The sequence below is a fragment of the Arthrobacter sp. 01T425 genome (assembly GCF_056398725.1).
In genome coordinates, this window is sequence record NZ_JBFTPY010000009.1 from 80,706 (window position 1) to 100,500 (window position 19,795).

Consider the following 19,795-nt stretch of genomic DNA (forward strand, 5'->3'; position numbering starts at 1 on the left):
CACTATCCGCTGTGAGGGAACAGGCGCCACCGGCCTTGCGTCTCTCCCGTAGACTAAACACGCCAGAATTCGGCAGCTTGAGACTGGGAGCAACTTCACGTGGCATCACTTATCGAAAAACTTCTCCGCACGGGTGACAAAAAAACCCTGCGGCAACTGCGGAACTATGCCGATTCCATCAATGCCCTGGAGAGCTCCTTCCAGACCTTCACGGACGCCGAGCTCCGTGAAGAAACTGACCGGCTGCGCGAACGCCACCAGGCCGGCGAGAAGCTCGACGATCTGCTGCCCGAAGCGTTCGCGGCCGTACGCGAGGCATCGTCCCGTACCCTCGGCATGCGCCACTTCGATGTCCAGCTCATGGGCGGCGCCGCCCTGCACCTGGGCAACATCGCGGAAATGAAGACCGGTGAAGGCAAGACCCTGGTGGCCACCGCTCCGGCCTACCTCAACGCCCTCACCGGCAAGGGCGTCCACGTCGTCACCGTGAACGACTACCTCGCCGAATACCAGTCAGACCTCATGGGCCGCGTGTACCGCTTCCTCGGCCTGACCAGCGGCTGCATCCTCTCCAACCAGGACCCTGCGCTGCGCCGCGAGCAGTACGCCGCGGACATCACGTACGGAACGAACAACGAATTCGGCTTCGACTACCTGCGCGACAACATGGCGTGGGACAGCTCGGAACTCGTCCAGCGCGGCCACCATTTCGCCATCGTCGACGAAGTGGACTCGATCCTCATCGACGAGGCCCGCACCCCGCTCATCATCTCCGGTCCGGCCCAGGGGGACACTAACCGCTGGTACAGCGAATTCGCCAAGGTGGTCACACGCCTGCAGGCCGAGACTGACTACGAGGTCGATGAGAAGAAGCGTACCGTCGGTGTCCTCGAGGCCGGCATTGAAAAGGTCGAGGACTACCTCGGCATCCACAACCTCTACGAGTCCGCCAACACGCCCCTGATCGGCTTCCTGAACAACGCCATCAAGGCCAAGGAGCTGTTCAAGCGCGACAAGGACTACGTCATCCTCGACGGCGAGGTGCTGATCGTCGATGAGCACACCGGCCGCATTCTCGCCGGCCGCCGCTACAACGAAGGCATGCACCAGGCCATCGAAGCCAAGGAAGGCGTCGAGATCAAGGCCGAGAACCAGACGCTCGCCACCGTGACGCTGCAGAACTACTTCCGCATGTACGACAAGCTCGCGGGCATGACCGGCACGGCCGAGACCGAGGCCGCCGAGTTCATGAGCACCTACAAGCTCGGCGTCGTTGCCATCCCGACCAACCGCGACATGACGCGGATCGACCAGGCCGACCTTGTCTACAAGAACGAGACCGTCAAATTCGACGCAGTCGTCAAGGACATCGCCGAACGCCACGAAAACGGCCAGCCTGTCCTCGTCGGCACCACCAGCGTCGAGAAGAGCGAATACCTCTCCCGGCTGCTGGCCAAGGAAGGCGTCCGGCACGAGGTCCTGAACGCCAAGAACCATGCCCGTGAAGCGTCCATCGTGGCCCAGGCCGGCCGCAAGGCCGCCGTCACAGTCGCGACCAACATGGCCGGCCGCGGTACCGACATCATGCTCGGCGGCAACGCGGAATTCACCGCCGTCGCCGAAATGGCCAAGCGCGGCCTGGACCCGGAGGAGAACTCCGAGGAATACGAGGCCGCGTGGCCCGAGGTGTTCGAATCCGCCAAGCAGTCCGTCAAGGACGAACACGAGGAAGTCCTGAACCTGGGCGGACTCTACGTGCTCGGCACCGAACGGCACGAGTCCCGCCGCATCGACAACCAGCTCCGCGGCCGTTCCGGACGCCAGGGCGACCCCGGCGAGTCCCGGTTCTACCTCTCGCTGACCGATGACCTGATGCGCCTGTTCAACTCCGGCGCAGCCGAACGGCTCATGAACAGCTCGGTGCCCGACGACGTCGCACTCGAATCCAAGCTCGTCTCGCGCGCCATCGCCTCGGCCCAGGGCCAGGTGGAAGGCCGCAACGCCGAACAGCGCAAGAACGTGCTGAAGTACGACGACGTCCTGAACCGCCAGCGCGAGGCAATCTACGGCGACCGGCGCCGCATCCTCGAAGGCGATGACCTCCACGAGAAGGTCCAGTACTTCCTGGAAGACACCATCAACGCTTTCATCGACGAAGCCACAGCCGAGGGCACCGGCGACGACTGGGACTTCAACCTCCTGTGGTCCAACCTCAAGACCCTGTACCCCGTGAGCTTCACCCCGCGCGACGTCATTGACGAGGCCGGCGGCAAGTCCCGGATCACGACCGAGTTCCTCCGGGAAGAGATCCTTTCCGATGCCCGTCTGGTCTACCAGGCCAGGGAGCAGGCGATTGGCTCCGAGAGCATGCGCGAACTGGAGCGCCGGGTGGTCCTTTCCGTTATCGGGCGCAAGTGGCAGGAACACCTCTACGAGATGGACTATCTCAAGGAGGGCATCGGGCTGCGCGCCATGGCCCAGCGTGACCCCCTGGTGGAGTACCAGCGCGAGGGCTTCATCATGTTCCAGGCCATGATGGAGGCCATCCGCGAAGAGAGCGTCGGCTTCCTGTTCAACCTCGACGTCGAAGTGACGCCGGCCGAAGACGTTGTGGTGGCGGACGCCGAGGGCCAGCACACCGAACACCACGAGCCGCAGATCCATGCCGCCGGGCTCGAAGCCCCGGAGAAACCCGCGCAGCTGCAGTACACCGCACCTGGCGAGGACGGTGCCGCCCAGACCCGGATCGAGGCGAAGGTCTCCGGACGTTCGGGAAACCCGGCCAAGGCCGCGGCGCAGGACATCGGCCGCCGCGCTGCGAAGAAGAAGCGGCGCTAGGCACGACGCAAACACGGAAGGACCGGAGCATTTGCTCCGGTCCTTCCGTGTTTGCGCCTCCTTTCCCTCACATGCCGGGCATTCCCTTGCAGACCGGGCCCGGTTCCGCAGGTTCGTGCCCGTCGCTGCCCTCGGCGGCGACTGGCTTCTGCCGGTTCTCTGCCTGTCTGTTGCCGGCTTTCTGCCTGTTTTCTGCGGACTCTCTGCCTGTTTTGTGCCTCCGGCCCTGCCGTTCAGCCGATCTCCAGCACTGTGACGCGCCAGGCCGCCGTGCCGCGCTCCAGCCGCAGCGCGACCGCGCGAACCCGTGATTCCTCGACCACCACGGCGCTGGCCTCGTAGACGTCATCCGACACGCGGCAGGCCCGGACGGACCTGACGGACGGGTTGCGGTGCAGCCTGCCCGCCGTCGGCGAGCTGCCGGAGGCAACCCGGCGGGTCAATGCGGCTCGGTGCTGCAGGGCCGCCAGACAGCGCGGGTCCAGGCGCCGGGAGAGCTGCTGTGCGGGCCGCGTCCCGGCCAGCACCTCGATCGCCGCCTGCACGGTGCTCCGGGAAATCGCACAAATCTCGCGGGCCTCGTCAACAACGCGCAGCGGCGGCGGGGCCGCAGTGGCGTGGTTGGCCGGTGGTGTAGCCGTGCCGGACACAACCCGGAGGGCGGGGGCATGCGGGACGGGGGTCGCCGCGGCTGAGCGGATCCCGGTGACTGCGTTCATGACGGTTCCTTTGCTGATGGCTGGTGCGGGTGGCTTGCGGCTGGTGCGGGTGGCTGGAACCGGGCGAATCTTCCGACCGGCTTGTCCCTGTGGTCTTCGGTGGGCCGGGACCATAGGCCGGGGCCGGCGCTGCGGCCCGGCCTATGGTGCGGCGGCCCCTAGCGCGGCGGCGGGAGGACCAGGACCTGTCCGGGCCGCAGGAAGTGCGGGTCGGCTCCGATAGCGTCGCGGTTGCCCGCATAGAGCCGGGGCCACTCTCTGGCGATGTCGGCGTCGGAAGCCAACGGCCCCAGAGCGGCCGCGGCGATGCTCCACAGCGAATCGCCGGACCGGACCGTGACCTCCCTGCGGGCGCCGGGGAAGTCCTGTGTGCGCACATGGCGTGCAGCCAGCGGTCCGGCATCCACGATCGGGCTCAGCGGCTTCCACCGCGGATCCAGCGCGGAACCGGCTCCCGGCCCTTGTGGCTCCGGTGCCAAGGCCTCCCCGGGTGACGGAGTCCAGGATGCCGATACCGCTGCCGGACCGGGTCTTTCCGGTCCGGGCCCGCCAGGCGCAGTGGCCGCGCTGGCCAGCGGCGCCGTCAGCAGCTGCAGTCCGACGGCGGCGAGCACCAGCCGCCGCATGAACGCCGGGCTGAACCGGCCCGTGGCGGCCGCCGCGTGGGTCCGGCCGAGGCGGTCCAGCAGTGCCGCCGCGACGGCGAAAGCGAGCGACATCACCCACCAGGTGATGACAATCAGCCCGGCCGTATTTGCCACGATCCCGAGCTGGTCCTCGAAGGACAGCGACTGCCGGCGTGCCGAGCCGGACTGCCAGCGCTGAATCAGGAAACTTCCCGTAGCTGCGAGGAAGATCCCGAGCAACAGGATGGCGGCGGCCATGGCGGCGTCGGCCCGGACTGTTTGTCTGGGCATGGGGACGGGCAGGGGCCGGTCCGCGGGTTGCGGCGTCACTGTCCGGTCCATGGGCTGTTCCTCCAGTCGAAATGTGTACCGTTTGATGGTGTTTAATGCCATTTGATAACTTTTAAGCCTGTTTAATTGAGTCTGATCCTGTTGTGCTCCGTTTGTCTAGACGCAGTCCGAGTCTGTGGATAGTGGAGGCCTCGGATTGACCAGTGCGGGAGGGCCGCCTACGCTGGCGCCATGCGGTGGGACGCCTTGTTTGAGGACATGGAGGCACAGCTGGCCGCGCGCCAGCGGCTGGAATTAGAGGCTGAAATAGCCGAGCGTGCACTCGTGGACTCTGCGGGAGTGCAGCTCGCGGACCGGCTCCGCGGGTCCCTCGGGCTCAGTATCCGCGTGCATTTGTCCTTGGGGCGGGTGTTCGAGGGAGTGCTGAGCCACGCGGGCAGCGAGGCCCTGGTCCTTGATGAGCCCCAACACCAAGTGCTCATTCCCTACGCCGCGGCCGCGCACTATGGGGGCCTGTCGCGGGTGGCGGTCTCCGAACCGTCAATCGTCCGCCGGCGGCTCGGTTTGGGCAGCGCCCTCCGGGGACTCGCCTGGAACCGTGCACGGGTGACGATCTTTGCCGGTCACGGGAGGGCAGATGCGGGGCTCCACGGCATCATCGACACGGTCGGCAGGGACTTCCTGGACCTGGCCGTGACACGGGACGGCGGGGAACGGCCTCCGGCGAACGCCCGGAAGGTGATTGCCATCCCCTTCGGCGCCCTCGCGGGCATCAGGTCCGTAGGTACCGCGGGCGGCTAGTCAGCCCGCCGGGTTCAACTTCCGGCGGACTTCGCCTTGGCCTCTTCGATCATGCGGCTGGCCTCGGCATAGCGCTCCTGGATGTACTGCTCGAGCATCTTCTCCTCGACGCGCCACTGGCCGCGTCCGCCCACCTGGATTGCCTTCAGCTCGCCGCTGCGAACGAGCGCGTAGGCGGCCGGAGAGTTGATCTGGAGCTGCTCGGCAACGTCAGCGAGAGTCAGGAATCGGGGCATGAACCCATTTTGCCACCGTTGAGGCCTACTGGTGCCGTTATCCACAGTTTGCGCCTGTTTGGCCCCGGATCTTCCACCCGGGCGGCCCGGGCGCAACAATAGGGGTGCCCGGCATCCGGGAATGGACGGCGACGACAGGGGGAGCGGACGCATGAGTGGAAGCGCGGCAGCCGAAGGGGCTCGTTTGAAAAGGCCGTCCTGGAAAGACCCCCGGCTCCTCGTCGGAATCCTGCTGGTCCTGGCATCCGTCGTTGGCGTGGTCTCGCTGGTCGGCGCCGCGGACCAGACCACGGAAGCGTACGCGGCGCGGGAGCCGATCGCCGTCGGCGAGACGCTGACAACCGACAAGCTGCACCGGGTCAAGGTGCGGCTCGGCGAAGTGGAACAGCACTACCTGACCCCGGAGGCCGGCCTGGATGCCGGACTTGTGGCCGTGCAGCGGATCGGCAAGGACCAACTGCTGCCGCGTGAGAGTGTCGGGCAGCTCGACGGGCTGGACCGCAAGCCCGTGGCCGTCACCGTCGAGGAGACCCTTCCCGCCCAAGCCGTGGCGGGCTCGCGCGTGGATGTCTGGGTGGCGTTGCCGGATACCCGCAACGGCTTCAGCGAGCCCTCCCTGCTCCTCTCCGGCGCCGAAATTGCCCAGATCACCCCGGGCAGCACGGCCCTGGGCTCCTCACGTTCCACGGTGGTCATGGTGCTCGTTCCCGACGCCCAGATGCCCAAGTTGCTGGGGGCCCAGGCCAACAAAGCAAAGATCGCGGTCGTGTGGAACCCGGGCGGTACCTCGCGATGAGCATTCCCGTGGTGACTGTGGGGGACTCCCGCGATGACCTGGTCGGCGGACTGGAGCGGCTGCACGGGCCCGTGTCCGTTGTCCGGCGGTGCAGCGAGCTGGCGGAACTGCTGGCCGCCTGCCAGAGCGGGTTGGCCCGCGCCGCCGTCGTAGCGGCCGGCAGCGAAGAGCTGACGGCCTCGCTGGTGGACCGGCTGTCCGCCGTCGGCGTCGTCGTCATCGCCTTGACCGACAATCCGGAGGAAACTGTCCGCCTGCGGACCATTGGCGTGGCAGCGGAAGCCCGGGCCGTTGACGCCGCGGCCCTGGCGGCCCGGATTTCCGCAGCGGTGGCGCAGCTCAGTGGCACCGGAGAGGGCCCGGGACCGGCCGCGGGTGACGGCGCCGCGCCCGTCGCCGCCGCAGGGCAGGTGCCGCGGTCTTCCGGGGCGCACACCGTCACCGCAAGCCCAGGCGCGAAGGGTCGGATCATTGCGGTCTGGGGTCCGGCCGGCGCGCCGGGCCGGACCCTGGTGGCCGCCAACATCGCGGGGGAGCTGGCCGCGGAAGGCCATTCCGTGCTGCTGGTCGACGCCGACAGCTACGGTGCCAGCGTGGCCGCCCTCCTGGGTCTGCTTGACGAGGCCGCCGGGCTGGCCCAGGCCTGCCGGCTGGCAGACCAGGGCCTGCTTGACGCCGATGCCCTGCTCAGGATCGCCACGACCGTGCCGACCAAGGCCGGCGCGCTGCGGGTGCTCACCGGGATTACGCGGGCGGACCGCTGGACGGAACTGCGCGCCGCGGCCCTCACACTGGTGCTGGAGCGGGCCCGGGAGATTGCGGATGTCACTGTGGTGGACACCGGCTTCTGCCTCGAAGCCGATGACGAGATTGGCTTTGACAGTGGCGCGCCGCGCCGCAACGCCGCGACCCTGCGAAGCCTGGAGCTGGCCGACACGGTCTTTGCCGTCGGGGCGGCGGACTCCATCGGGGTGCCGAGGCTCGTCCGCGGCCTCGCCGAGCTTCGGGCGGCCGTCCCGCAGGCGGCGCCGCAAGTGGTCCTGAACAAAGTCAGGACCTCCGCCGTTGGGCGCTCGCCCGAACGCCAGCTGCGGGCCGCCTGGGAGCGGTACGGCCCCTCGGCGCCGTTGTCGGCGTTCCTGCCGTCCGACCCCGCGGCGAGCGACGCCGCCCTCCTGTCCGGGGCACTTTTGCTCGAATCCGCCCCTGAATCCGAGTTGAGGCACGCGATCGCCATTTTGGTTTGTGCACCTGCCCAGCGAAATAAGAAATCCTTTGTCTTTTCTTCCACAGCACGACGCCGGGCAAAGGGTTAGGGTCAACGTAAGGGCCGCAAAGAGGCGGCTGTGAACTTCTTTTATGGAGGCGTTTCGATGTCGTCTGGGTCCAGCGTGGAGGATCAGCCCGTTTCGATCGGTAGCAGCGAAAGCTACCTCGGGGATTACTACGAGCACCTCGCGGAGGAGGATTTCCGGGCCTATCCCCAGGAAGTCCTGACGGCAAGGACCGAAACCCACCGCCAGATCGCGGCGACGCGGAAGCCGGGCATCGCGAACATCGACCTTCGTGACGAGGCAGACTGCAGCGTCCTGTACATCGTCACCGACGATATGCCCTTCCTCGTGGACTCCGTCAACGCCGAGCTGGTCCGCCAGAACGCGCCCATCCACCTCGTGCTGCACCCGCTTTTCGTGGTGACCCGCAACCGGGAGACGGGCAACCTCGTCAAGGTGGCCCGCGTCCCCTCCCACCTGGGCATCTCCAGCGGTGACACGGCGGCCATGCCGAACCTCTCCCACCTGATCGCCGAGGGCGACAACGCCTCGCACATGGAATCCTGGATCGCCGTCGAGATCGACCTCGTCGGCGAGGAGAAGCGCGCGGAGCTGGTCAAGGGAATCTCCCGCGTGCTTGGCGACGTCCGCGCCGCCGTCGAAGACTGGCCGAAGATGCGCACGAAAGCCCTTGAAATTTCCGCGGATCTGGACCGGGTGGCCAACCGGGCGCAGATTGCCGAGCTGCGCCAGGCCCAGGACCTGCTCCGCTGGCTCGATGACGGGAACTTCACCTTCCTCGGCTACCGCGAATACGACCTCGTGAACGAATCCGGCGAGGATGTCCTGGAACTGCGCGAGGAAAGCGGCCTCGGCCTGCTCCGCGCCGGCGCGGACACCCGCCAGGTCCAGCACCTCACCGAGGCCGGCCGGAAGAAGGCCCGCGAGAAGCGCGCACTCGTGATCACGAAGGCGAACTCCCGCTCCACCGTGCACCGCCCGGCGTACCTGGACTACATCGGCGTTAAAAGCTTCGACGCGGCCGGCAACGTCAACGGCGAACGCCGCTTCATCGGCCTGTTCGCCACAACCGCCTACGCCGGTTCCGTCCGCGATATCCCCGTAGTCCGGGAGAAAGTCGCTGCTGTTCTCAGCGACGCCGGCTTCCCGCCGGACTCGCACTCGGGCAAGGACCTCCTCGGCATCCTTGAAACCTATCCGCGCGATGAGCTCTTCCAGATCGAAATCCCGGACCTCGCCGCCATCGCCACCGGCATCCAGCGGCTGCAGGAACGCCGCCGGACGCGGCTCTTCCTCCGCCCCGACATCTACGGCCGCTTCATGTCCGCCGTCGTCTACCTGCCCCGCGACCGCTACACCACCAACGTCCGCCTGCGCATTGAGCAGGAACTGCGGGAGACCTTCAACGCCGTCTCCATCGACTATGAGGCGCGCATGACAGAGTCCGCTCTGGCCCGCCTCTTCTTCCGGATCCGGCTGCCCAAGGACGCCGACGTCAGCAACGTCAACAGCGACGAACTGGAGAAGCGGCTGGTCCGGGCCGCCCGTTCCTGGGGCGAAGGCATTTCCGAAGTTCTGCGCGCCCGCGGCGACGGCGGCACCAAGGAGGACGGCGCCAAGGAACTGGCAGCGGTCTGGGCCGAGGCGTTCCCGGCCGGATACCGGGTGGACTACGAGATCGAAGACGCGCTGCAAGACATCGACCGCTTCGAAAAGTACGGTGCCGCGGCCGAACGGGCCGGCGAAGCCGTTAAGGAGCACCCGGGCGTCCACGTGTACCTCCCCGACGGCGCCGGAGCCACACTGGAAGAGGACGCCCGGGTCAAGCTCTACATGCTGGAGCCGAAGAGCCTGAGCCAGATCCTGCCGTACTTCCACAACCTCGGCCTCGAGGTCCTGGACGAACGCCCGTTCGAGATCGAGACCGCGGATCACCGGGACTTCTTCCTCTACGACCTCGGCCTCAAGTACCCCGCCGGCGTGGATCCCCAGGCCACCGGCCAGCTGCTGGGCGAGTTCTTCGGCGCCGCCGTGACCGGCGCCGTGGAATCCGACAGCTTCGACCGGCTGGTACTGCGGGAGGGCATGCACTGGCGCCAGGTTGTCGTACTGCGCGCTTACGCCAAGTACATGCGGCAAATGGGCAACACCAACTCGTTCGGATTCCTGGCTGACACCCTGCTGGCGAACCCGGACGTCACCCGGGGACTCAGCGCCCTGTTCACAGCGCGGTTCGACCCGGCGCTCAGCGACTCCGACCGCGTGCTCAGGGAGGTAGAGGTCCTCGCCGGACTGGATGCAGCGATCGAGCAGGTCGCGACCCTCGATGCCGACCGCCTGCTGCGCACGTTCAAGAACCTGATCCAGGCCACGCTCCGCACGAACTATTTCCAGAACAAGCCCCACCTGAGCTTCAAACTGGATCCGTCCCTGATCGAGGGCCTGCCCTTCCCGCGGCCGATGTTCGAGATCTGGGTCTACTCGCCCCGGGTCGAGGGCGTGCACCTGCGCTTCGGCAAGGTGGCCCGCGGCGGCCTGCGCTGGTCGGACCGGCGCGAGGACTTCCGCACTGAAATCCTGGGCCTGGTGAAGGCGCAGACCGTCAAGAACGCCGTCATTGTTCCGACGGGCGCCAAGGGCGGCTTCTACGCCAAGCAGCTCCCGGACCCCGCCGCAGACCGCAGCGCCTGGATGGCCGAAGGTGTTGAGAGCTACAAAACGTTCATCCGCGGACTCCTGGACATCACGGACAACCTGATCGTGACGCCCGAAGGCGAAACCGTCCGGCCCCCGGCCGACGTCGTGCGCCATGACGACGACGATTCCTACCTTGTGGTCGCGGCCGACAAGGGTACGGCGTCATTCTCCGACATCGCCAACGGACTGGCCGGCGAATACGGCTTCTGGCTCGGCGACGCCTTCGCCTCCGGCGGCTCCGTCGGCTACGACCACAAGGCCATGGGCATCACCGCCCGCGGCGCGTGGGAGTCGGTCAAGCGCCACTTCAGCGAACTGGACCTCGACACCCAGGCCGAGCCCTTCACCGTGGTGGGCGTCGGCGACATGTCCGGCGACGTGTTCGGCAACGGCATGCTGCTCTCCAAGCACATCCGCCTGCTGGCTGCCTTCGACCACCGGCACATTTTCCTCGACCCCACCCCTAACGAGGCAACGTCCTACGCGGAACGCCAGCGGCTCTTCGAACTGCCCCGGTCCTCCTGGGATGACTACGATAAATCGCTCATCAGCGAAGGCGGCGGCGTCTTTGCCCGGCAGGCCAAGTCGATCCCCGTGTCCGCGCAGATCCGGACCGCCCTCGGCCTCCCGGAGGGCACCACGGAACTCAGCCCGCCGGAGCTCCTGCGCGCCATCCTCCTCGCCCCGGCCGACCTGCTCTACAACGGCGGCATCGGCACCTACGTCAAGGCCAGCACCGAAACGAATGCCGAGGTCGGCGACAAGGCCAATGACGCCATCCGCGTTGACGGCCGCGAACTGCGGGTCAAGGTGGTTGGGGAAGGCGGAAACCTGGGGATGACCCAGCGCGGACGCATCGAGGCCGCGCTGCAGGGCGTCATCCTCAACACGGACGCGATCGACAACTCGGCCGGCGTCGACTGCTCGGACCACGAGGTCAACATCAAGATCTTCGTGGACCGGATGGTGGCGGCAGGCAAGCTTGAGCCCGCCGAGCGTGCGGACTTCCTGGCCTCGATGACCGACGAGGTCGGCCGGCTGGTGCTCGAGGACAACATCGACCAGAACATCCTGCTCCTCAACGACCGGATGCGGGTTTCCGAATGGAGCCCGAGCTACGAACGGCTGATGGACTGGCTGGAAAAGTCGGCGGACCTCAAGCGGGACCTCGAGGCCCTGCCCACCACGGACACGCTGCGCGAGCGCCTGGAACAGGGCCAGGGGCTGACCTCCCCGGAGCTGTCGGTCCTGGCCGCCTACGCCAAGATCGAACTTGCCACCGCTTTGCGCGACAGCGACCTCGCCGATGACCCGTGGTTCCGCATGACGCTGCGGGCCTACTTCCCGGAGCAGCTGCGGGAGAGGTTCGACGCCGAACTGGACACCCACCCGCTGCGCCGGGAGATCATCGCGACCGTGGTTGCCAACGACATGATCAACCTCGGCGGCATCACCTTCGCGTTCCGTGCCATCGAGGAAACCTCGGCCACGGAGGCCGCCGTCGCCAAGGCGTTCGTGGCCCTCCGCGAGGTCTACGAGCTCGACATCATGGTCAAGGAACTCAACGAACTGCCGGCGTCGTTCCCGACCGAACACTGGAGCACCGTCCACCTGGACATCCGGCGGCTGCTGGACCGCGCCGTCCGGTGGCTCCTCGGCCAGGGGTCGGCGTCCCGTCCGATCGCCGAGATCGTGGCCGAATTCAAACCGCTGATGGATCCCATGCGGGCCCGGCTGCTCGACTACCTCCGGGGTGACGACCGCGCCCGCGTGGCCGAATGGCTGGAGAAGGCGCGCAGCTGGGACCTTCCGGAAGACCTGGCACACCGCTGGGCGGAACTGTTCGAGAGCTTCGTGCTCCTGGACATCGCCAAGATCGTCCACGGCAGCAAGGAATCCGTGGCCGATATTGCCCACGTGTACTACACGGTCTTCAACCGCTTCCATGCAGATTCCCTGCTCGAACGCATCACCAAGCTGCCGAGGGAGGACCGCTGGCAGGCCCTGGCCCGCGCAGCCCTGCGTGATGACCTCTACTCCACCGTCTCGGACATGACGACGGCGGTGCTCGAGTGCACGCCGGCCGGGACTCCCGCCGAGGAGCGTCTTGCGGTCTGGGAGGGCCAGAACGCGGAGCAGCTGGGCCGGGCGAAGTCAATGTTTGATGAGGTCAATGCGCTCGAGGCCGATGACATGGCCTCACTGTCGGTAGCATTGAGGCTCTTGAGGTCAATCGTCCGACGCTAAGGGGCTGCCGTCCCTGGCGTCGCAAATGGAGGTGCTGTGGCAATCTTTACGGACCCAATCAGGGAACATGCTGATTTTGGCCCGGGGGATGCCGAATGGCTGCATCTCCTGGTCGGCGACTGGCAGATGGTCGCCGACCTCGCATTCGCCGACCTGGCCCTGTGGTTTCCGCACCCGGAGTTCGGTTATGTGGCACTGGCCCACGTCCGCCCCTCCACCACGCACACGGTGTTCCACGCCGACTTCGTGGGGGAGGGGATCCGGTCGGACCTGCAGCCGCTGGTCGACAAGGCGTGGGAGAGCCGCGCGATCGAACGCTCCAACGAGACCAACTGGAGCAGCGACATGGCCCTGCGGGTCGAGGCGGTTCCGATGGTCCGCAACGGCCGCACCCTGGCGATCGTGACCTCCCATATGGACCTGTCGAGTTCGCGGATGCCCTCGCGGCTCGAGCTAACGTACCGGCAATGCGCCTACGATTTGCTGCGCATGGGAACCCTGGGCCTGTGGCCGGACTTCGCGTCGCCCACAGGCTCGCGCCGCGGCGCGCCGCGTGTGGGGGACGGTCTGATCAGGCTCGACGCCGAGGGGATCGTGCAGTATGCCAGCCCCAACGGGGTCTCCGCGTTCCGCCGCCTCGGCGACGGCGAGTCCCTCGAGGGCCGGTCCCTCGCCGAGGTCACTGCCGGGCTTCTGCGGGACCGGCGCATGGTCGATGAAACCCTGCCGCTCGTCGTCACGGGCCGGATGCCGTGGCGCAGCGAAATCGAGTCACGCGGCGTGAGTCTTTCGCTGCGCGCGATCCCGCTGCGCGACGAGCAGCAGCGGTTCGGCGCCCTGGTCCTGTGCCGGGACGTCTCGGAGCTGCGCCGCCGGGAGATGGAGCTGGTCACCAAGGACGCCACGATCCGCGAGATCCACCACCGGGTGAAAAACAACCTGCAGACTGTCGCCGCCCTCTTGCGGATGCAGTCGCGGCGCATGGTCAGCGACGAGGCCAAACAGGGGCTCGAGCAGGCCATGCGGCGGGTGGCGACCATTGCCCTCGTGCATGAGACGCTCTCGCAGGGCCTGACCCAGAGCGTTGATTTTGACGAGCTCATCGGCCGCCAGTTCCGGCTCTCTGCCGAGGTCGCCTCGCCCTCGCAGCAGGTCAAGACACAGCGTTCCGGGCTCTTCGGCGACCTGCCGAGCGACTTCGCCACCCCGTTGGCCCTGGTCATCAACGAGCTGGTCACGAACGCGGTCGAGCACGGGCTGGAGGGGCGCACCGGTACTGTCTGGCTCATCGCCGACCGGTCGGAGAGCGAGGACGGGGATGAACTTCTCACCGTGACGGTGGAGGACGACGGCGTCGGACTGCCGGACACGCCGTACGTCGAGGGCCTGGGCCTGCAGATTGTCCGCACGCTGGTCATGAGTGAACTCGGTGGCACTATCCACTGGCAGGGAAGGGACGGCGGGGGAACCGCAGTCCAGATTGTCCTGAGCCTGACGCCGCGCTGACAGCCTGACGCCGCACTGATGCCGGGCGCACCGCCGGCTCCGGGCGCACCGGCTTAAACGGACAATGGCCGCGGACCTGTGGGTCCGCGGCCATTGCTGCAGGGTCGTGCGATCGTTGCCGGCACCGTAGCTATCGGTGCTTGGGCAGCAGAATTAGGAGGCGCGCCGTGCCCGTGCTGCGCGGCGCTTGAGGGCGCGGCGCTCGTCCTCGCTCATCCCGCCCCACACTCCGGCATCCTGGCCGGACTCCAATGCCCACTGCAGGCAGGTGTCCACGACCGGGCAGCGCCGGCAAACACTTTTCGCTTCCTCGATCTGCAGGAGGGCAGGGCCGGTGTTTCCTACGGGGAAGAACAGCTCCGGGTCCTTGTCAAGGCAGGCTGCGCGGTTACGCCAATCCATGCTGATCAGTCACTCCATTCCTGGGAACTCGTTAAATGCCTTTGTGAAATTATTCACTAGAGGCTTCATAAGAAAAGGGCCCATTGGGGCCCCCTCGGTCATCTGGATTAAGCGTGTCATGTTAACGCTGTGTAAACAAGGGGTAATAGAGGCCAAGATGCCTCGAGACCGTGAGCGATGCATCACATTCAGTGGCGGCGTCCTCACATCTAGACGACTATGTCCGGTAGTGTGCCAGTGTGTCAAGGCCCCCTGTGAACCCTGAAGATCCCCGTGAAAATGCCGGCGAAAACCCCGGTGAGAATCCCCGCGAAAACCCCGGTGAGAGTCTCCCTGAAAATGCCGGCGGGCCTCCCGAAGCAAATTCACTGCCGAATCCGGGCGAAGCCCCTGGCAGTGGCCTTGTGCGGCCTCGGGGAATTGTTGTCATCGCTGTGGTCGTGGCACTGGAAGCCACGGCGCTGCTCGTGGCTGCCGTCTGGTACGGGACCCAGCTTCTGACCGGGGCGCCGGTACTCTCTTTTTGGGGTGCCGTCTTTACGCTCTGCCTGCTGCTGGCCTTCTCCGTGTGGCTCTTTGCCGTCGCACGCTTCCTGCTGCGGGGGTTCCGCTGGCCGCGGGCCGGTGCCCTGGTGGCCCAAATCTTTGTGCTGACCATTGGCTTCCCCACCCTGACCGGCGGCTATCCGTTGGCCGGACTGGCCATGCTGATCCCCGCTGTGACGGCGATCGTGCTTCTGTTCGACAAGCGGGTCATAGCGTTCGCCTCACGGGCTGCCGGAGCCCCTCCCGCCCTGTAGAGGTCCGTCCCGTGCGGCGTGCCGCCCGGGGGAGATGTGGTCCGGGCCGCCGGCGGCGCGGAGGAGTGCCGCCCGGCCGGCCGGGCGGAGCGCAGCCAGCTGGACGGGCGTCGCGCGGCCGTCGGAAATGACGACGGCGCGTCCCGGCGGAGGACTGTGCTCCGGTTCGAACCGGACCCCGAACGGCTCACTGTCCATGAGCCCGCGCGGACGTATCAGGACCGCCCGCCCCTGGCCGCGCGCGATGGCAGCGAGATCCACCCGTTGCCCAAAGCCCGGGCCAAATCCCGCGGTGAGGATCACCCTCCAGCCCAGGCTGTTCAGGGACGCCAAGGCCCTGTTGGCCTCGGGTGAGAGCAGATCGGCGTCATCTGCGAGCGCAATCGCTGTCCGGTCCAAGGTGCCCGCGAGCGCGCTGGCGTGGAGCCCGGACCAGTACTGGCCGGAAGCGGTTCCCGGCCGCGGCGCGAGCCAGGCGCAAGCAGGGTTCATCCCCGGCAGCGCAGCCAGCAGCGTGCTTTTGCCCGAGCCGGGGCCGCCGAGGACCGCGAGAACGCCGCCGGAGGGCAACTGGATCCCCTGCGGGCGCAGTTCGTCGCCGCCGACCCCGAGGACCAAAGCAACCGCCGGGACTGGGACATCAGCCGGGCCGGGCATGGCGCCGGGCGCGGCAGCAGGCGCCGGAATCCTCTGCCCTGGACCGGAGCCGCACCGGGCCAGCACCTCGTCCACGGTCACCGACCCGGGCAGCGCGTCCACCCGGAAGGGCCTCGTCGAGACGGCCCCACTCGTGGGACGCAGCCCGTCCGCGGCCGCTGGTTCGAACAGCTGGGCCGCATGCCCGGTCGCCACAGGCGCGGGAACAAAAGCGCCGAACACGGCCACGCGGCCGGGGAGAGGCTCCAGCGCGGGAAGCCGCGGCCATGCAAGGCGGCCTTCGTCGGTAGAGCCTAAAGGGAAGAAAATCCGGTTGGGCAGGCCAGCGAAGAACCTCGCGGTCACGAGCTCACGCCCGCCGGAGACGAGGACAGTGATCCCTGCCCGGGAACCGTCCCGCACGATGTCATGAACGAGGTCTTCTGCCCAGGCCAGCGGCCCGGACCGGAATGCCGAAACCCAGGCGCCCCAGCCGCTGACCACCAGGACCAGCCCGGGCCGCGGCCGGCCCGCAGGCGCACCGAGCCGTGACGTGGCTTCTTCGGCAATCCGCCGCAGCACCCTGGCAGCCCGGCGCACTTCGTGCAGGCCGGCTACGGCGCCGACCCGGGATTCCGCTGCGGCGCCGCTGAAAGCGCCGGCGGCGTCAAGTATGTACAGGTGCGACTCCACCCTGCCGGCCAGAAGCTGATCAACCGCGAGGGCCAATACTCGGTCCCCGGCACCTGCTTCAGCGCCGACAAGGCCCAGATGCCCATGCCCGGAGGGACTCCAGCCCAGCTCCGTGACGCGTTGGAGCTCCGGCAGGTCCACCCGCCCCAGCCGGACCATGTCCCGCCCGGCGTGCCCGGAACCTGGGTGCGGCAGCGGGGCCGGCAGCGGATCTGCCACCGGCCGGCGGGGCCTTCGTGTGCCGAGACCCTGCCACACGGCCGCAGCGGCGTCGATCAACGCCGCCGCCCCCTGCGCCGGAGTCAAGGCCGGAGCCAGCGCCGGAGCCGGAACCGGTGCCAGGGCCGCGCCGTCGTCTGCTTCGCGTCCGGCGGAGCCGTCGGCCCGGAAACCGGCGGCTGCCGGTGGCCGGGTCAGCTCGTCCGTGGCCGTGCGAACCGCGACCGTCCCGTCTGACCGCGGGTCGGCCCGGGGCGTCAGGGTGGCTGTCTGGAATTTCTCCGGAGCTTGTGCACCGCGGACCAGGAACGCCCGCCCGGGGCGTGCGATGGGAATCGCGGCCGCGAGCCCGGAGCCCATAACGTCGAAGGATTCGGGGCCGGACTGGACCCGGAGCGCGATGCAGGTGGTGACATTGGCCCTGATGTCGGCGTTCAGGGCTCCCTGCGGGCGCTGGGTGGCCATGATGAGGTGGATCCCCAGTGACCGGCCGATGGCGGCAATCCTCATAAGTTCGGTGAGGGCGCCGGGCGCTTCGTCCACCAGGATCCTGAACTCGTCAACGATGATGACCAGAGAGGGGACGGGCGGTCCGGCGGCCGGTGACGCCTCGTAGGCCGCGAGATCCGGGGCATTGGCCCGGGCGAGCAGTTCCTCCCTCCGGCGGACCTCGGCCCGCAGGGAAACCAATGTGCGCTCCACCTGCGCAGCGCCCAGATCGGTCAGCATGCCGACGCAGTGTGGGAGGCCGGTGAGCGGACCCAAGCCGGAGCCGCCCTTGAAATCTATGAAGAGCAAGTTGACCCGGTCCGGCGGATGGCTGGCCGCGAGGCCGGCAGCAAGAGTCCGCAACAACTCCGACTTTCCGGAACCCGTGGTCCCCGCGACCAGGAAGTGCGGACCGTCAGCCTTCAGGTCGATCCGCACGGCACCCCGGGCCGCCACGCCGACGGGCGTACCCAGCCCGGCCTCCGCGCCGCTCCGGGACCAGCGCCGGGAGATGTCCTCTGCCGCGAGGGGAAGGACGTCGGCCAGGCTGCAATGCCGGGGGATAGCCGGCGGGGGAGCCGGCGGCGTACGCCGTGCGGCGCTGAACCCACGGCAAAAGCGGTCAAAGACCTCGGCCGGGACCAGATCCGGCACGAAGTCCACGGGCGGGGACCCAACCCTGATCAGGGCGCCGCGCCGGCCGAGGACAATGCCGGGGTGTACGCCGGGACCGGGCTCCGGCGAGCACTCGATCACCCTCCACCCATGCGCCGCCGCCATTGCCCTGAATGCCGGGCCGGCGCCAGCAGCGCCGGGACCGGGCGCGGCGCCTGACTGCGCCGGAGTGTCCCAAAGAATGAGGACGCCGCGGTCAAATCCCCCGCCATGACCCGGAGGACCGCCGGGACCGCCGGGATCGCCGGGGCCGCCGGGGCGGCCGGGACCGCCTGGACCGCCTGGACCGCCTGGACCGTCGGGAGCGCCTGGACCGTCGGGAGCGGCGGAACCGGCGGCCAGCACGGCCGCAGTGGTGGCGTCATTCGCGGACAGTGTGACGCCGGGCAGGAAGCGCGCCGGCAACGGCACCGTGTCCGCAGGGCCATGCAGCAGCAGTCGGGTGCTGTCCGCCAGGGGATAGGCGGCCAATTGCAGGATGAACGAGCGCATCAGTCCGGCCGTCGCGGGCGCGGGGCCGTGGACGGTCACCACCGCCGGGACCGGGTCCAAGGTCAGGGGCACCTGGCCGAGCGACGGTGGCCGAAAGCCGGCGTCGGGTGGTTCGGGCCGGATATTCGCGCTCTGTTCCGCCAGCCCGAGCCGCAGGCAGATGTCCGGCGGCTCCCCGCCAGGCGCACGGGCTGCCGGGGGCACCGCAGCCGCGCAACCAATGGTCAGGTCAGCCGCGGAAGGTGCGGCGTGCCGGCGTCGTTCCCTGTCCTGCAGGGCGGCCTCCGCCACAGCGGCCTGGAACTCGCGACGCTGGCGGCGGCCCGAGAGGAACGGGACCAGGACGGACACGCCAGAGACTGCGGTGAAGGCCAGGAACATCCACATGCCGGTGAGAAATGCCATGCCGACGCCGACCAGGAGCGGCAGCACCGCGGCCAGCGCCATGGCGGCCCGGTGGCCTTGGGCGGCGGTGCCGCGGACAACCAGCGGCGCGGCAACGCTGGAGCCTGCCAGCACCGTCACGGCGTCCGGGGCAGCACGGGGCACGCCCGATGGCCCGAGCCGGAGCGAGATAGTGGAATCGCCGCATCGGATCGAGGACGCCGTGGTCACCGGGGCCGTTCGCACGCTCCGGCCATCGACGCTGGTGCCGTTCGCACTGCCGAGGTCCATGATCGTGACGTCCGAGTCCCCGACGTCCAGGCGCGCGTGCTCCCGGGAGAGCGCGGCATCAGGGATCACGACCTCGGTGCCCCCGCGTCCGATCCGGAAGCTTCCCCGCCGCAGGGCGACCAGCGTGCCCGCGCCGGGACCGCTGTCCACGGCGAGCAGCAACGTGGCAGTGTGCCGTCGGCCCGGCCCGGAGCTGAATCCCGCCCCCGATCCCGGCACGAGCCCAGCACCCTCAACCAGCACAGCACCCTCAACCGGCACAGCACCCTCAACCAGCACAGCACCCTGGACCAGGGGAGGCATGCCAACGGTCATGGCGGCGACCGGCGCTCCGCGGACCGACAGCTCACCGGTCCCGTAGCACCGGGCGACGGCAGCCTCCAGGTCCGCGCCCGGGCACGGGTCGGGGACCTCGACGGACAGCTCAATGAGCTGCCCGTCCGGCGTCGTACCTGCTGCGGGGGCGCTCTGCATCAGGCTGCTGGGCGCGAGAGTGCAGTGGTAAATCATCCGCGGCATCCTTTCCGAGCGGCCGTCCTGTTCCACGGGTCCTGTTCCCCGGGTCCGGTTCCAGAGTAGGGAGGCTCCGGCCCGGCAGCGCCGGGGAAAATGATCCATGTGGAAAACGCTTCGGAGCGGCGCCGCTGCCCCCGCCATGCGAG

At 68.2% G+C, this 19,795-nt stretch carries 12 protein-coding genes; 7 read left to right on the top strand and 5 right to left on the bottom strand.

Going from position 1 to position 19,795, the window contains the following annotated elements; translation table 11 throughout:
- Positions 1–99: 99 nt before the first annotated feature.
- On the top strand, positions 100–2,838 hold the full coding sequence (gene secA, locus AC1DNG_RS11640) for a preprotein translocase subunit SecA (protein ID WP_028276005.1): 2,739 nt from the start codon (positions 100–102) through the stop codon (positions 2,836–2,838).
- 233 nt (positions 2,839–3,071) lie between these two features.
- Here secA and AC1DNG_RS11645 read toward each other — a convergent pair whose 3' ends face one another.
- Both AC1DNG_RS11645 and AC1DNG_RS11650 read right to left on the bottom strand, forming a co-directional pair.
- Positions 3,072–3,557 carry an Rv3235 family protein gene (locus tag AC1DNG_RS11645; RefSeq protein WP_230008799.1) on the bottom strand — a complete coding sequence of 162 codons (486 nt, stop codon included), beginning with the start codon at positions 3,555–3,557 and terminating at the stop codon, positions 3,072–3,074.
- A 158-nt stretch (positions 3,558–3,715) separates the two neighbouring features.
- Positions 3,716–4,576: a LysM peptidoglycan-binding domain-containing protein gene (locus tag AC1DNG_RS11650; RefSeq protein ID WP_476887386.1), complete on the bottom strand. Its 861-nt coding sequence runs from the start codon at positions 4,574–4,576 to the stop codon at positions 3,716–3,718.
- Between the two features lie 129 nt (positions 4,577–4,705).
- On the opposite strand from AC1DNG_RS11650, the gene AC1DNG_RS11655 reads away from it, so the two are divergent.
- On the top strand, positions 4,706–5,275 hold the full coding sequence (locus tag AC1DNG_RS11655) for a hypothetical protein (protein ID WP_476887387.1): 570 nt from the start codon (positions 4,706–4,708) through the stop codon (positions 5,273–5,275).
- 14 nt (positions 5,276–5,289) lie between these two features.
- Here AC1DNG_RS11655 and AC1DNG_RS11660 read toward each other — a convergent pair whose 3' ends face one another.
- Entirely contained in the window at positions 5,290–5,511 is a 222-nt protein-coding gene (locus AC1DNG_RS11660; RefSeq protein ID WP_018775212.1) for a helix-turn-helix domain-containing protein, read from the bottom strand.
- A 151-nt stretch (positions 5,512–5,662) separates the two neighbouring features.
- Between AC1DNG_RS11660 and AC1DNG_RS11665 the strand changes: the two genes are divergently transcribed.
- The 4 genes from AC1DNG_RS11665 to AC1DNG_RS11680 are packed head-to-tail and all read left to right on the top strand — an operon-like array spanning position 5,663 to position 14,052.
- Positions 5,663–6,307: a CpaB family protein gene (locus AC1DNG_RS11665; RefSeq protein ID WP_230008166.1), complete on the top strand. Its 645-nt coding sequence runs from the start codon at positions 5,663–5,665 to the stop codon at positions 6,305–6,307.
- Complete coding sequence (locus AC1DNG_RS11670; protein ID WP_476887428.1) at positions 6,304–7,623, top strand: CpaE/TadZ family protein; 1,320 nt, start codon at positions 6,304–6,306, stop codon at positions 7,621–7,623. The genes AC1DNG_RS11665 and AC1DNG_RS11670 overlap by 4 nt, the downstream gene beginning before the upstream one ends.
- Before the next feature lie 57 nt (positions 7,624–7,680).
- Positions 7,681–12,546, top strand: coding sequence for an NAD-glutamate dehydrogenase (locus AC1DNG_RS11675; protein WP_476848790.1), 4,866 nt, complete (start codon positions 7,681–7,683; stop codon positions 12,544–12,546).
- Positions 12,547–12,582: 36 nt separating this feature from the next.
- Positions 12,583–14,052, top strand: a complete 1,470-nt coding sequence (locus tag AC1DNG_RS11680; protein WP_223916150.1) for a sensor histidine kinase — start codon at positions 12,583–12,585, stop codon at positions 14,050–14,052.
- Positions 14,053–14,205: 153 nt separating this feature from the next.
- Here the strand turns inward: AC1DNG_RS11680 and AC1DNG_RS11685 are convergent, their stop codons facing one another.
- A complete protein-coding gene (locus tag AC1DNG_RS11685; protein ID WP_003804966.1) occupies positions 14,206–14,454 on the bottom strand; it encodes a WhiB family transcriptional regulator in 249 nt (82 codons plus the stop codon).
- Between the two features lie 440 nt (positions 14,455–14,894).
- On the opposite strand from AC1DNG_RS11685, the gene AC1DNG_RS11690 reads away from it, so the two are divergent.
- Positions 14,895–15,254 carry a hypothetical protein gene (locus AC1DNG_RS11690; RefSeq protein ID WP_476856692.1) on the top strand — a complete coding sequence of 120 codons (360 nt, stop codon included), beginning with the start codon at positions 14,895–14,897 and terminating at the stop codon, positions 15,252–15,254.
- On the opposite strand, the gene AC1DNG_RS11695 is transcribed toward AC1DNG_RS11690, so the two are convergent.
- Complete coding sequence (locus AC1DNG_RS11695) at positions 15,222–19,643, bottom strand: FtsK/SpoIIIE domain-containing protein (RefSeq protein ID WP_476887388.1); 4,422 nt, start codon at positions 19,641–19,643, stop codon at positions 15,222–15,224. The two genes, AC1DNG_RS11690 and AC1DNG_RS11695, sit on opposite strands and share 33 nt — an antisense overlap.
- Positions 19,644–19,795: the final 152 nt, after the last annotated feature.